Here is a 15,494-nt window from a genome sequence, read left to right on the forward strand (position 1 = left end):
ATCTTTGAAAAAAACATCACTGGATACAGTATGCTTCCCTCAATTTTTGTGCGTTTCAAAACTGGTTTAGTCTGCTCAGCACTGCTGACGACTATGATTATTGCAGGGTGTACCATGCCTAAACCGCAAGGGCAACCACCTTCTGAGCCAAAAGACAAGATCAGCGCAGAGATTAACCACTATCAAGCGATTATTGATACTGCTGATAACCAGCCTTCTCTGGCTGTCATCCGTGCTTATATTGCACTGGAACCACATGCAGTAAATGAAGCTGCACATCAGAAAAACATTGATGATACATGGCAGGTATTGACGCATCTGACTTCACAACAACTGAGCGAACTGGTAATTAATGCCAATGAATATACGCTTCAAGGATGGTTAGATCTGCTCAATGCTTATCAAACCAATAAGCAGGATCAGGATAAACTACGTTCTGCTATTCGTGACTGGCAAATTCGCTATCCGGATAACCCCGCTGCTCGGAGTTTACCTGCTGCCCTGCAACAAATGCTGTTTATCCCCACAGATCGTCAGGCCAGCATAGGGCTGTTTCTGCCTCTGAGTGGTCAGGCAAAAGCGTTTGGTGAGGCGATCCGCCAAGGCTTCCTTGATGCACAAAAAGGCTTACCACAACCCGAACTACCTGTGAATGCAACTGATTCTGCCAATATTAGTTCCGTTAATACCAGTACAGCAGCACAATTTACGATCAGCCCGGTTCCTGTCAATGATCATCCTGTGAAAATCTATGATACCAGCAGCCAGCCTCTGGCTAATCTGTTGGCACAAGCTGAACAGGATGGGGTTACTCTGGTAGTCGGGCCATTGCTGAAACCTCAGGTTGAGCAATTGGCACAGCTCAATACATCATTAGATATTCTGGCGCTTAATAAACCAGACATATTGCAAGCTCATTCTAATATCTGTTATTTCTCCCTGTCACCGGAAGATGAGGCTAAAAGTGCCGCCCTGCATATCTGGCATCAACAGAAACATAATCCACTAGTGTTAGTACCGCGTACGGTATTGGGTGATCGAGTGGCAAAAGCCTTTGCAGCCGAATGGCAGAAATTAGGCGGTTCCGACGCCTTACAACAATCCTTCGGAACAACAACAGAGATGAGACAATCCATGAACCGTGGTGTTGGGATTCGTTTATCCGGCACACCAATTGCTATCAGTCCTTCTTCCGTCAATACTTCCACTCCTGATATTGACGAACCACAAGCTAATAAGAACTTATCCGTTGCTGTTACCAGCACTTCACGTGAGCAAATTGATGCGGTTTACATCGTTGCGACAACGGATGAATTAGCGCTGATCAAGCCAATGATTGATATGGCAATCAGTTCTCGTGAAAAACCCGCGCTTTATGCCAATTCACGTAGCAATAAAGCAGATGCCGGGCCAGATTTTCGCCTGGAAATGGATGGTATGCAATTCAGCGATGTTCCATTATTAACAGGAACGAATATTCCCTTGATGAAACAGGCTGCAAGTAAATTTGGTAATGATTATTCTCTTATGCGCCTTTACGCGATGGGAATTGATGCCTGGTCATTAGCCAATCATTTTACTCAGTTACAACAAGGTATCGGGTTCAATATGAATGGGGCATCCGGAGAGCTTTCCATCACCGAGGGTTGTACAATATCCCGTCAGCTACCGTGGATGCAATTTAATAATGGACGTATTAAGGTTGAAAGCCGTCTGACGGAAAATAACCCCGCTGACACGACTGACAGCACGATTAACAGTACCTCAGACAGTATTTCTGCCATTGACAATACTTCTGTTCAGAATATAAACAAAAATATTGCTATACAGCCGGTACAATAAATTATTTTTTCCTTTTGACGGGTAATTTCAGGATGAAAAAAAACCAAAATAATCGCTATGCGCAGGGATGCCATTATGAACAGCAAGTTAAACAGTTTTTGCAGCAACAAGGTCTTGTCTTTGTCGCAGAGAATGTGAAAATTCGTGGCGGGGAAATTGATCTGGTCATGCGTGATAAACAAACATGGGTCTTTGTCGAAGTTCGTTTCCGCCAAAATGCACAATACGGCGATGCCGTTGCTACAATTACCCGAAGCAAGCGCAGAAAGATATTGCGCACCGCCTCGTTCTGGCTTTACCAGCGTGATGAATGTTTTGAGACTGCGGCTTGCCGCTTTGATGTCTGTGCAATTACCGGTCAAAAATTTGAATGGCTGAAAGATGCTTTTAATTTAAATGAAAACCTATCTGATAGGTTCTGAATTTACTCGATCAATAAAATAGAAATATATAGGTCATAACGTGCTGGATAGAATTAAAGTCTGCTTTACCGAAAGTATTCAAACACAAATCGCAGCAGCAGAAGCATTACCCGACGCGATATCCCGCGCCGCAATGATGATGGTTCAGTCACTGCTGAATGGCAACAAGATCCTGTGCTGTGGTAATGGCGGCTCAGCCGCAACAGCACAACGTTTTGCAGCCAGTATGATAAACCGATTTGAGACAGAGCGACCAAGTCTGCCAGCGTTGTCGCTGAATGCTGATAATGTGGTAATTACTGCTATTGCTGGCAGTAAACAGCCAGAAGAAATCTACGCTAAACAAGTCAGAGCACTGGGGCAGACCGGAGATGTTCTGCTGGCTATCTCTACACATGGAAACAGCCGGGCGATTATCAAAGCAGTAGAAGCCGCTGTTACCCGTGATATGACTATTGTTGCATTGACGGGTTTTGATGGCGGTGAACTGGCAGGGTTGTTGGGGCCACAAGATGTAGAAATCCGCATCCCTTCCCATCACAGTGTCAGAATTCAGGAAGTGCACATGCTGACAATTAACTGTCTGTGTGACTTAATCGATAATACGTTATTCCCTCATCAGGATGACTAAGGAGCCAAATAATGCGGTTATTTTCTCTATTATTGGTATTTTGTAGTGCAATGTTATTACAAGGATGTATTGGTGCTGCCATCGTTGGCTCTGCTGCTATTGCAACCAAAGCAGGCACCGATCCCCGTACAGTCGGGCAACAAGTTGACGATACCACTTTAGAAGCTCGTATCAGTAATGACATCAGCAAAGACCCACAAATTAAGTCCCGGACTCGTATCGTTACGACCGTTTATGAGGGTAAGGTGCTATTAACCGGCCAGAGTCCAGATATGCAGCTAGCGGATCGGGCCAAGCAGATAGCATCAAAAGTTGAAGGGGTTAGTGTAGTTTATAACGAAATCAGACAAGGCAATCCTGTTACACTCAGTACTGCATCTTTAGATACCTGGTTGACAACGAAAGTACGTTCGAAAATTCTGGCCAGTGATGCGGTGAAGTCATCAAATATTAAAATTGTGACTGAAAATGGCGAGGTCTTTTTATTCGGCATTGTTACCAGGCAGGAAGGGGCTGATGCTGCGAAGATTGCCAGTGAAACTGACGGGGTTAAACGTGTAACCACCGCGTTCATTTATCTTGATTAGATTTCGATATTAAAAATAGCGATTAGCACGATACAACTCACGGTATCAACAGTAAAACATCACAGTTAATTTTTTCCAACAAGCTCTGTCAAACAAACTATTCCAAACAAAGCGGCACAAAAAGAGCTGCTTTGTTTGGGTTTTTCTACTGCTTCCTGAGCACTGCATTTCAAATTATTTGCTCAATTTATTTGATCTTAGGTAATTCTGTCCCCCTAATAACTGCATTTGCCGTAAAATCCATCGCTGACGTTGCAAGACATAAGTAGAAGGCATATCAACCCTATAGCGGAGAGGATTAGGTAACACTGCCGCCAAAAGAGCGGCTTCGGAGGCTGTCAATCGACTGGCTGGTTTGCTGAAATAGTGTTGAGCAGCTTCTTCCACACCAAAAATACCATCACCAAATTCAGCAATATTGAGATAGACTGTTAAAATACGTTTCTTCGTCCACAGTAGCTCCAGAACAACCGTCATTCCCGTCTCCAGCCCTTTTCTCACCCAACTACGCCCTTCCCACAGAAAGAGGTTTTTAGCTGTTTGCTGAGTTATGGTGGAAGCACCACGGATTCGCTTCCGATACTTTTTGTTATGTTCCACAGCCATTACTATCGCTGGAAAATCAAATCCCCAGTGTTCCGGAAACCGTTGATCCTCGGCAGCAATCACGGCTAATGCCATATAAGGTGAAATTTGATCTTGATCTACCCAAGTTGAGCGAGAAACATAAGATAAATTAATTGACACTAACGCACTGATTTGTTTTTCCAGCATCACCATAGAAAACGGCACCGGCAGAAATGAAAATGTGATTACAGCAACAAACCACAAAAGAGTGATCATGCCCACAATTTTTTTCAACCAGTGCCATAATATTGAAAAAGGATTTCTCATCCTATTACTCAATCATTTCCAATATTTTTCTGACCAATTTGTCTATCCCAATTTCAGCCTCAGATAAAGATTGAGCAAGCATATAAGCTGGCGTTGTGACAATTTTATTTTCAAAATCAACAACAATGTCATCAACCGGACACGCTATATGAATCCCTCCCATTTTTTCTATCTGTGCTACCGTTTCGGGATCATTACCTATAGTGACTTTTATCGGTTTATCTAATATTTTGGGAACCATAACGGGGGCAATACACATAAAACCCATTGGCTTACCTTTTTGGTGCATATTTTGCACAATTCTTAAAAATTCTTTATTTATTTCACAGTCAGATCCTTTAAATGCGAAATTACATAAATTTTTAGCCACACCAAAACCGCCGGGAACAATCAATGCATCCAAAGTATTAACATCAACTTCAGATAATGGCTGAATATTACCTCTTGTTATACGGGCTGATTCTTCCATTATGTGACGGATTTCTTGTTTTTCTTCTCCATTAAGATGATTAATTACATGATGTTGTGATTCATCAGGCGAAAAAAAAGTCACTTCAGCGCCCAAACGGCTCAAAGAGAGCATAGTTAAAACGGATTCGTGGATTTCACTACCGTCATAGACCCCACATCCACTTAATATAACTGCAACAGATTTCATATTTCTCTCCATTTGTAGTAGATTAATGCTTAACCCCTTAGAGGGTTAAACACCAATCTTCATCACAGATTTTAATGAATCTTGTAACAAAAAATCTTATCTTTGCTATGTTGGTACTTGTATTCTGTGTGGAAGAATTCTTTAATTGCTCGCGCCTAAAATAAATCTTAGATAAGCGGGCAAACAAGTTTCCCTGGTGTTGGCGCAGTATTCGCGCACCCCAACTTCGGTTGGGGTTATTTTTTTGTAGCGGCCGCCAGCCAGTTTCTCAATGTTTCTGTATCATGTTTCCATTCCTGACTCAGCTCATCTACCCACTCCTGCACGTTATCCCACCACGCTGGTAAATCTGGTGACTGGATCTGCTGTGCTAATTGTTGTAAATGACGTAATCCGACAGAACCGACAGCCCCCTTGATTTTATGAGCCTCTTCCGTAATTCCTTTTTGATCCTTTGCTGTCATATTCGATTCCAGTAAGGCAAGGTAGTTCGGCATCATATTTTCAAAGATGGTCAAATTATCAGCTATCATCTTCGGACCGACCAAGTCGATATACTGATTGAGCATTTCTAAATCAAGTAGTTCATCAATGAGTTCTTCACCCTTTTTCAAGGTCATTGTCTCCGGTAACAACGGTTCAGATTCAGCCGGTTTACCCCAGAATTTTTCCATTACGGCAGTCAGTTCTTTAACAGAAAGAGGTTTATTGAGAACTTCATCCATGCCTGCCTCAAGATATTCTTTTTTATCTTTCAAAACATTGGCAGTCAGAGCGATCAGAGGAGGGAGAGTGTGATTCTGGTAACGTTTATGCAATTCACGAGCAATATCCCATCCAGTCATATCCGGTAATTGGATATCAAGCAGCACCAAGTCATACTCATCGGGATCAAACATTTCCAGAGCATCACGGCCATTCATGGCGACATCTACACTATTACCGAGTTTCTCCAGGACAGAACGGGCAACAATGACATTCAGCTCAATATCCTCAACCAACAGGATATTCAGCGCGGGTAACGGCAGTGAATCTTCGTCTTCCTCTCCTACAGCATTTTCATCAATCGCAGGGGCAATCACAGACAAGGTAAAACAAGATCCCTCACCTACTGTACTCTTAACCGTAATATCACCGTCCATAGCTTGTGCAAGCCGTTTGGATACAGCAAGACCGATCCCTGTCCCCGTAGCCGGACGGCCGCCAGCACTGTCTCTCACCTGATAATACATGGCGAAGATTTTTTCTAGCTCATCAGAGGGAATACCAATACCGGAATCAGTGACTTCAAACAGCAGGCGATCTTCTTTTTCACACCAGATACGCACTCTGATTTCACCTTTCTGAGTAAATTTCACAGCATTGCCAATTAAATTCCACAGAATTTGGCGCAAGCGAGTACCATCAGCCAATACCTTAGTGGGTAATGGCAATTCTGGTTCTAAAACAAACCGAATTCCTTTCGGTTGTGCCAACAATCCAGATAAATTCTCCAAATCAGCCATAAAACCAGTAAAATCAATCGGCTGAGTGTCAAGTTGGATCTTACGGCGCTCAATTTTATCTAACTCAATAATATCATTAAAGATATTACCCAAAGTTATCGCACTGACGTGAATTGTTTTCAGATAGTTGCATTGTTCAGATGTCAGATTCGTATCCATCAGGATACGGCTTAAGCCGACAATGCCATTTAAAGGCGTACGAAGCTCATGGCTAATCGTAGAAATAAAGGTAGTCTTATCCCTGCTGGCGTTCTCTAACGCGTCCTGATAACGTTTACGCTCCGTTATATCGCGTCCAAATCCCATCAGACCATGACGTCTACCGATACGATCATAAAAAGGAACTTTTCTCAGCTCAAAACAGGCCTTGCGTCCATCGGGATAAACCAACCATTGTTCATAAGTCAGCGAGACGTTATGACGAAAAACTTTTTCATCCGTTTCCATCACCTTGCTGGCAATTTCCTTGTCGTAAACGTCTATCGGTGTCAGACCAATCAGTTGTTTTTCGCTTTTGCCTGTCAGCAGTTCCATCGCTCGATTACAGCCAGAAAACTCATTATCTTCATTGCGGTAATAAACTAGATCAGGTGAAGCATCAAGGAATGAACGCAACAGAACCGATTGCTGTTCAAGTTCAATCTGTGTTTTTTCACGGTACTCCATTTCTAATTTCAATTTGTCCAGCAATACCAAATGCGCTTGTTCTGCTTTTTCCCTTTCGCTGATTTCTTGATTTAATTGAGTAATATTGTTTTTTAGCTGCTGATTCAATATTGCATCACGTTGACGCATTTCCTCCAGTTTTGCCACCAAACTGGATAAGCGTTGACGGGACTCTTCAAGTTGCTCCACGACAATAGAGAGAAAATAAACCGCCCACGGCGTAATTAATAAACCAAAAAAGATGGAACGGATTAAATCGATACGTTGTACTTCCCCATGCAAGACAAATGTCACTGCCATTTGCATCGCCATTGCCAAAATCACCAGAACAGATGCCAGTAGTAACGAAAAGCGTACTAATCCCAGTTTCATCATTAAATCAACGTAATATTGGGCAAGCCCCCTGATCAGCTTCATAACAACTCCAAGTAAAATCACCAGATTGAATCATAACTTAAATAAAGCCCAACTTCGTTAAGGGATATTGCTCTTAATCCCCTTAAAAGAATAAAAAATCAAAAAAACAGAATATTTAATCAAACCCGATTTTAGTTACTTATAAAAGAATAAAAATCAATCAATCATTTACTCTTAACGAACACAAAATACACAATAACATGCCAATAAAATTCATAAATAAAGATTAATAATCTAAAAAAAGTCATTTTATAAGCATATTTAAAATACATACTATGGATAAATTAGTGATATAACTCACATCATCTCTAAGTCATGATCTGAGTCACATAATAAGGCAATAACCATATTTTTATTTTAATTCAAAATGATATGTATTTTTCAATGACATAAAACATGATCTGGCATTATTTGACCTGTTTTATTTTTCTCGCTAAGTTGGGAATTCACTGAAAATTACCGGTTGGTTATTTCTCCAACTCATATTTATGCAGTGACCTTATACAAAAACACAATATCATTTCGCTCTGCTGTTTTTATTAACGGTTATGACTGACAAATAGTTATTACCGATAAAACAAAACCTAACAAATGGTATTTGACTGAGGGCGCAATTCAGACGCCTGTAGCAATAATAATCTATATCATCTCGTGAGTGATGTAAGAGTCGGACAGAACTTGGGAGCTTTACCATGTTGTATGACAAATTACAGGAAAAAGATAACTGTGGCTTCGGATTAATCGCACATATTGAAGGAGAACCAAGCCACAAGGTTGTGCGCACAGCAATACATGCACTTGCCAGGATGCAACATCGGGGAGCAATTCTGGCAGATGGAAAAACAGGTGACGGCTGCGGCTTATTAATGCAAAAACCTGACCGGTTTTTCCAGATGATTGCCAATGAACAATCATGGCGACTGGCAAAAAACTACGCTGTCGGTATGTTGTTTTTGAGCCAGGATAGCCAGATAGCCCAATCATGCCGCGATATTATCGAACAAGAATTAGAAAATGAAACGCTGTCCATTGCCGGATGGCGAGAAGTCCCTATAAATCGCGATATCTTAGGCAACATCGCACTGTCAAGCCTTCCCCGCATTGAACAAATTTTTGTTAATGCCCCTGCCGGATGGCGATCACAGGATTTAGAACGTCGTCTATTCATTGCCCGTCGCCGTATAGAGAAACGTATTACCGATGACGATTTTTATATTTGCAGCCTCTCCAATCTGGTCACGATTTACAAAGGGCTATGTATGGCGGCTGATCTGCCTCGCTTCTACTCGGATTTGGCAGATTTACGCATGGAGTCAGCGATCTGCCTGTTCCATCAGCGGTTTTCAACGAATACCGTCCCTCGCTGGCCATTAGCACAGCCGTTTCGTTATCTGGCTCATAATGGTGAAATCAACACAATCACCGGAAATCGCGAATGGGCCAAAGCGAGAGCCTATAAATTCCGCACGCCTTTGATCCCTGACTTACACACTGCGGCTCCTTTTGTCAACGAAACGGGGTCAGACTCCAGTTCACTGGATAATATGCTGGAACTATTTCTCAACGGCGGTATGGATTTGATCCGCGCAATGCGCTTACTGGTTCCTCCTGCATGGCAGAATAACCCGGATATGGATGACGATCTGCGGGCTTTCTTCGATTTTAATTCCATGCATATGGAGCCGTGGGATGGTCCGGCGGGTATCGTTATTTCTGATGGGCGCTATGCAGCCTGTAATCTCGACCGCAACGGTTTACGGCCGGCACGTTATGTCATTACGAAGGATAAACTGATCACCTGTGCTTCAGAAGTCGGGATCTGGGAGTACCAACCCGATGAAGTCGTAGAAAAAGGACGTATCGGTCCAGGTGAATTAATGGTAATCGATACCCGGAAAGGCCGAATTCTTCATTCTGCCGAAACCGATAACGATTTGAAAAGCCGCCATCCTTATAAAGAGTGGCTGGAAAAGAATGTCAGGCACCTGATTCCTTTCGAGAAATTACCAGAAGAACAAGTTGGCACCCGGGATTTGGATGATCGCATGTTGGCAACCTATCACAAACAGTTTGCCTACAGTAATGAAGAACTGGATCAAATCATCCGCGTACTCGGCGAGAATGGCCAGGAAGCAACAGGTTCAATGGGGGATGATACACCATTTGCCGTACTTTCCAGCCGCCCACGCATAATCTATGACTATTTCCGCCAGCAATTTGCTCAAGTGACCAATCCTCCCATCGATCCGCTGCGTGAAGCACATGTTATGTCGCTGTCCACCCGCATAGGCCGGGAGATGAATGTCTTTTGTGAAGCTGAAGGACAGGCCCACCGCCTGAGTTTCGCATCCCCGGTACTGCTCTATCCTGATTTTGTGCAACTGACAACACAGCAAAGCTCTTATTATCGCGCAGAAACATTGGACTTAACGTTTAACCCACAAGAAACTAATCTCAAGACCGCAGTTTCAACCCTGTGCGAACAAGCAGAAAAACGTGTCCGTAATGGTGCAGTATTGCTGGTCTTATCCGACCGTAATATTTCTCCAGAAAGATTACCGATCCCTGCCCCAATGGCAGTTGGTGCCATCCAGCACTGTTTAGTGGAAAAAAGTTTGCGTTGTGATGCCAACCTGATAGTCGAAACTGCCAGTGCCCGCGATCCACACCATTTTGCGGTATTGCTTGGCTTTGGTGCTACCGCTGTTTACCCTTATTTGGCGTATGAATCATTGGGCAAAATGGTCGATGATGGCACAATCAATACCCCATATGCCCGTGTGATGCTGAATTATCGCAATGGTATCAATAAAGGGTTATATAAGATTATGTCCAAAATGGGCATCTCCACGATTTCGTCCTATCGCTGTTCTAAGTTGTTTGAGGCCGTCGGCTTACATTCTGAAATAACAGATCTCTGCTTCAATGGGGTTGTCAGCCGGATTGAAGGGGCTGATTTCAACGATTTTGAACAAGATTTGCGTAACCTTTCCAGACGGGCGTGGCTGCACCGCCATACGATCGATCAAGGTGGATTACTGAAATATGTCCACAATGGGGAATATCACGCTTATAACCCTGATGTCGTGAGTACATTACAAGCAGCCGTTCATAGCGGCAAGTACAGTGATTACCAGAAGTACTCACAATTGGTCAACGGCCGCCCTATCACAACATTACGCGATCTGCTGGCAATCGCGCCAAAAGGAGATCCGATTCCCATTGAAGAAGTCGAACCCGCCGAAGCACTGTTCAAACGTTTTGATACCGCAGCGATGTCAATTGGTGCGCTAAGCCCTGAAGCACATGAAGCACTGGCTGAAGCAATGAATACACTGGGTGGTTTCTCCAATTCCGGCGAAGGTGGAGAAGATCCTGCTCGCTATGGTACGAAAAAAGTTTCCCGGATTAAGCAAGTTGCCTCTGGGCGTTTTGGTGTCACTCCCGCTTATTTAAGCAGTGCCGATGTCATTCAAATTAAAGTTGCCCAGGGAGCAAAACCCGGTGAAGGCGGACAATTACCGGGAGATAAGGTAACACCTTACATCGCCAGACTACGTTATTCGATTCCCGGTGTGACATTGATTTCGCCACCACCGCATCACGATATTTATTCTATCGAAGATTTGGCCCAATTAATTTTTGATCTGAAACAGGTCAATCCCAATGCCCTGATTTCTGTGAAATTGGTTTCAGAGCCGGGTGTAGGAACCATCGCTACCGGAGTAGCAAAAGCCTATGCCGATTTAATCACCATCGCTGGCTATGACGGAGGAACAGGGGCAAGCCCTCTGTCCTCTGTGAAATATGCCGGTTGTCCGTGGGAACTGGGCTTAGTAGAAACTCAGCAAGCGCTGGTCGCTAATGGCCTACGCCATAAAATTCGTCTTCAGGTTGACGGCGGGTTAAAAACAGGTGTGGACATTATCAAAGCCGCTATTTTAGGTGCAGAAAGTTTTGGTTTTGGTACGGGACCAATGGTTGCGCTCGGCTGTAAGTACCTGAGAATTTGTCATCTCAATAACTGTGCAACCGGAGTAGCAACACAAGATGAGAAATTGCGTCAGTCTCATTATCACGGGCTGCCTGAACGAGTAATTCATTATTTCCGCTTTATCGCACAGGAAACGCGTGAAATTCTGGCTCAACTGGGAATGCGCAAATTAACAGATTTGATTGGCCGCACAGATTTGCTTGAAATACTGGAAGGTATCTCTGCCAAACAAAGCAAACTCAATCTTGAACCTTTACTGGAAACAGCACAGCCCCATGAAGGCAAAGCCCAGTATTGCACTGAAGATAACCCTTCCTTTGATCAGGGCGTGCTCAATAAAGCTATTATCAATCAGGCCCTGTCTTTTGTAAAAAAGGCGCAGAGTAAAAAATTCTATTTTGATATCCAGAATACTGACCGCTCTGTCGGGGCATCACTGTCTGGCGCGATTGCCGCAATACATGGTGATCAGGGACTGTCGGGTAACCCAATAAAGTTACATTTTACAGGAACAGCCGGACAAAGTTTTGGGGTCTGGAACGCAGGCGGAGTTGAATTAACATTAACCGGTGATGCCAATGATTACGTCGGCAAGGGCATGGCAGGTGGACAGATTGTTATTTTGCCTCCGGTAGGTTCTGCATTTAAAAGTCACGAAGCAACGATTATTGGCAATACCTGCCTTTATGGTGCAACTGGCGGAAAATTATTTGCCGCCGGATGTGCTGGTGAACGCTTTGCAGTAAGAAATTCAGGTGCCATCACCGTGGTTGAGGGTATCGGAGATAATGGCTGTGAATATATGACTGGTGGAATAGTCTGTGTTCTGGGTAACACAGGGGTCAACTTTGGTGCAGGTATGACAGGAGGATTCGCGTACGTTCTCGATGAATCGGATGCTTTCCGCAAACGGGTTAACTCTGAATTAGTCGAAGTCCTCTCAATTGATACTCTCTCCATTCATAAAGAACACCTACGCGGATTAATCACCGAACATGTTCGACTGACCGGCTCACAGCACGGTGAAAGTATTCTGGAAAACTGGTCACAATGGGTCAATAAATTCGCACTGGTTAAACCTAAGTCCAGTGATGTCAGTGCACTGTTGGGGCACCGCAGCCGCTCCTCCGCAGAATTGCGGATTCAGGCGCAGTAGGAGTTAAGAATGAGTCAAAATGTTTATCAATTTATCGATCTACAGCGTGTCGATCCCCCAAAAAAAGCGTTGAAAATTAGAAAAATAGAATTTGTGGAAATTTATGAGCCTTTTTCTGAAATTCAGGCACAGGCGCAAGCAGATCGCTGCCTCGCATGTGGAAATCCGTATTGTGAGTGGAAGTGTCCGGTACACAACTACATCCCGAACTGGCTAAAATTAGCCAATGAAGGCCGCATTATTGAAGCAGCAGAGCTATCCCATCAAACAAATAGCCTGCCGGAAGTTTGCGGGCGGGTTTGTCCACAGGATCGTCTTTGTGAAGGTGCCTGTACACTGAATGACGACTTTGGTGCCGTCACTATCGGTAATATTGAACGTTATATTAACGATACTGCTATTGCGATGGGTTGGAAACCCGATATGTCACACGTGAACACGACAGACAAACGAGTCGCCGTCGTTGGAGCAGGTCCTGCTGGATTGGCATGTGCTGATGTTCTGACACGCAATGGTGTACAGGTTGTCGTTTACGATCGACATCCTGAAATCGGCGGATTGCTCACATTTGGTATTCCTGCGTTTAAACTGGAAAAAGAAGTCATGAGCCGACGCAGAGAAATTTTTACCGAAATGGGTATCAAATTCTGTCTGAATACAGAGATAGGGAAAGATGTCACACTTGCTGAACTCACAAAGCAATTTGATGCCGTCTTTTTGGGCGTTGGAACTTATCAGTCCATACATGGTGGCCTGGAAAATGAAAATGCCGGCGGGGTATATGATGCTCTGCCTTTTCTAATTGCCAATACCCGTCATTTAATGGGCTATGAAGAATTACCGGAACAACCCTATATTGATATGAAAGATAAGCGGGTTTTGGTTCTGGGTGGTGGTGACACAGCAATGGACTGCGTACGTACTTCTGTTCGTCAGGGTGCAACCGATGTGATCTGTGCCTATCGGCGGGATGAAGACAATATGCCGGGTTCTCGCCGTGAAGTGAAAAATGCCCGGGAAGAAAGTGCTGAATTCCAATTCAACCTCCAACCAGTCAGCATTGAAGTCAATGATAAAGGCCATGTTCGAGGTGTCAAAGTAGCTAAAACACAATTAGGTGCAATGGATGAAAAAGGCCGACGCCAGGCTGAAATCATTCCAGATTCAGAGTTTATCATTGAAGCTGATGCTGTGATTATGGCGTTTGGTTTCAAACCACATACGATGCAATGGCTGGATGAATATCAGGTCAACCTTGATCAACAAGGGCGTATTATCGCTCCCGAATCCAGTGATTTTCCTTTCCAAACCAGCAACCCTAAAATTTTTGCTGGTGGAGATGCTGTCAGAGGTTCTGATTTAGTCGTCACTGCCATTGCTGAAGGCAGGGGAGCCGCCTCCGGCATTCTTGATTACCTTGGGGTTTAATTTCATTTTATCCTAAATTTTTCTCCGGTCTTTTGATCGGAGAAAATCTCACAAAATAGACTCTCACTTCTTTTTTGTTGTCATCCTAAAACCACCTCTTGTTGGATTTAGTGATCATTTTCATTTGATTGATTAATTCTATCAATATATAAATAATTGATCGTTAATACCGATCAATTTATTGATCTTTTTTGATTCATCTGGTACATTTTTTGTGTGTACAGAAAATTGTGCTCTAAAACCACCACCTCCTATGGAGATAGTGATGATTTCCCTTTTACTACCATGATCATTGTATTTTTTTATGTTATGCGACTATTCTTATATCCCAAAAGTAAATATTTGAATTTAATATCTTGGTTAATCTTAAAAATAGGTTTGATTTCTTTTTAAAGAAAGATTTCAGCATATGGTTCCAGGATATAAAGAAGATATGAGGGATTAATGAAATAAGATGATGATTTATACGTAAATTACAGATTTGAAGTCTGCTCTTTCAAGTAAACTAATTAAATAATAAACAATTTAAAATTAATTACATAATAGTAGCCCCGAGAACTAAATGCGTTTACTAACTAAAATACCTCTGCTCTCTTTCATACTCTTAATTAGCTCCCCTTCGGTCGCTGGTTTATCCGCTCCTACAGAAATCAGACAGCAAGTAAAAGAGAGGGGAGTGAATTCCATCGTTGCTGAAATAGGTGAGCAAGGTAAAAGGAATGAAATCGCTCATTATATTACGACCGGAAATCCTGAATGGGTAAAAATCGCTTTTGAATTAACTCCCAACATACATCAAGACTTTTCCAAACAGATTTTTAATTCCTTATCTTTTGCCCTGATTAATAATCCTGTTGAAGTTCTAACACTGGCAAACAAACGCAAACCTTCCTTATCAAGTGATATCTGTAATATCCCACCAACATTAACAGGTTTGGAAAATAAAGAGCAATTTGTTCGAAATGTAGCTAAAAGTTTAAACGCAGCCAAAAAATCAGCAAGCAGAAAGGATAGAGAAAATATAGAGATATGTCAGTGGGAGTTGAACCAGTCTTACACTGAATATTTATAATACAATATTAATAGCTAATAAATACCACTAAAAATAAAGGAGATTTTCATCTCCTTTATTTTATCGGCTTATTAGGGCGTGTTGACGTTTTGTGAGGGGAATTTGAACAGCATGATAATCTGGTATCATTGTCTTCGCGAAAAAACTATTACCCCAGCCCATCATGCCAAGAACCATATTATCAAAATCTTTATGGAACAAGCTAAATACCTTTTCATAATT

At 42.8% G+C, this 15,494-nt stretch carries 10 protein-coding genes; 7 read left to right on the forward strand and 3 right to left on the reverse strand.

Going from position 1 to position 15,494, the window contains the following annotated elements; translation table 11 throughout:
* Positions 1-30: 30 nt before the first annotated feature.
* Genes AAC147_RS19750 through dolP form a run of 4 tightly spaced genes read left to right on the forward strand, consistent with a single transcriptional unit; the run spans position 31 to position 3,482 of the window.
* Positions 31-1,842, forward strand: coding sequence for a penicillin-binding protein activator (locus tag AAC147_RS19750; protein ID WP_047684180.1), 1,812 nt, complete (start codon positions 31-33; stop codon positions 1,840-1,842).
* A gap of 32 nt (positions 1,843-1,874) precedes the next feature.
* Complete coding sequence (locus AAC147_RS19755) at positions 1,875-2,264, forward strand: YraN family protein (protein WP_047684186.1); 390 nt, start codon at positions 1,875-1,877, stop codon at positions 2,262-2,264.
* A 40-nt stretch (positions 2,265-2,304) separates the two neighbouring features.
* Positions 2,305-2,895 (forward strand): DnaA initiator-associating protein DiaA, encoded by a 591-nt coding sequence (gene diaA / locus AAC147_RS19760; RefSeq protein WP_047684188.1) that lies wholly within the window; start codon positions 2,305-2,307, stop codon positions 2,893-2,895.
* A gap of 11 nt (positions 2,896-2,906) precedes the next feature.
* Positions 2,907-3,482: a division/outer membrane stress-associated lipid-binding lipoprotein gene (gene dolP / locus AAC147_RS19765; protein WP_047684191.1), complete on the forward strand. Its 576-nt coding sequence runs from the start codon at positions 2,907-2,909 to the stop codon at positions 3,480-3,482.
* Between the two features lie 174 nt (positions 3,483-3,656).
* On the opposite strand, the gene mtgA is transcribed toward dolP, so the two are convergent.
* The 3 genes from mtgA to arcB all read right to left on the reverse strand — a co-directional run bounded on the left by mtgA (position 3,657) and on the right by arcB (position 7,622).
* On the reverse strand, positions 3,657-4,376 hold the full coding sequence (gene mtgA, locus AAC147_RS19770; RefSeq protein ID WP_047684194.1) for a monofunctional biosynthetic peptidoglycan transglycosylase: 720 nt from the start codon (positions 4,374-4,376) through the stop codon (positions 3,657-3,659).
* A gap of 4 nt (positions 4,377-4,380) precedes the next feature.
* Entirely contained in the window at positions 4,381-5,034 is a 654-nt protein-coding gene (gene elbB / locus AAC147_RS19775; RefSeq protein WP_047684196.1) for an isoprenoid biosynthesis glyoxalase ElbB, read from the reverse strand.
* A 236-nt stretch (positions 5,035-5,270) separates the two neighbouring features.
* Entirely contained in the window at positions 5,271-7,622 is a 2,352-nt protein-coding gene (gene arcB, locus AAC147_RS19780) for an aerobic respiration two-component sensor histidine kinase ArcB (RefSeq protein WP_047684198.1), read from the reverse strand.
* A gap of 692 nt (positions 7,623-8,314) precedes the next feature.
* Here arcB and gltB point away from each other — a divergent pair.
* The 3 genes from gltB (at position 8,315) to AAC147_RS19795 (ending at position 15,272) form a co-directional block, all read left to right on the forward strand.
* The gene (gene gltB / locus AAC147_RS19785) at positions 8,315-12,772 is read left to right on the forward strand and encodes a glutamate synthase large subunit (protein ID WP_047684201.1); all 4,458 of its coding nucleotides are present in this window, start codon (positions 8,315-8,317) and stop codon (positions 12,770-12,772) included.
* Between the two features lie 9 nt (positions 12,773-12,781).
* Positions 12,782-14,200 carry an FAD-dependent oxidoreductase gene (locus tag AAC147_RS19790; RefSeq protein ID WP_047684203.1) on the forward strand — a complete coding sequence of 473 codons (1,419 nt, stop codon included), beginning with the start codon at positions 12,782-12,784 and terminating at the stop codon, positions 14,198-14,200.
* Positions 14,201-14,762: 562 nt separating this feature from the next.
* Positions 14,763-15,272, forward strand: a complete 510-nt coding sequence (locus tag AAC147_RS19795; protein ID WP_047684205.1) for a hypothetical protein — start codon at positions 14,763-14,765, stop codon at positions 15,270-15,272.
* The last annotated feature ends 222 nt before the right edge of the window (positions 15,273-15,494 follow it).

This window comes from Xenorhabdus sp. NBAII XenSa04 (genome assembly GCF_963866145.1).
Lineage (GTDB): Bacteria > Pseudomonadota > Gammaproteobacteria > Enterobacterales > Enterobacteriaceae > Xenorhabdus > Xenorhabdus indica.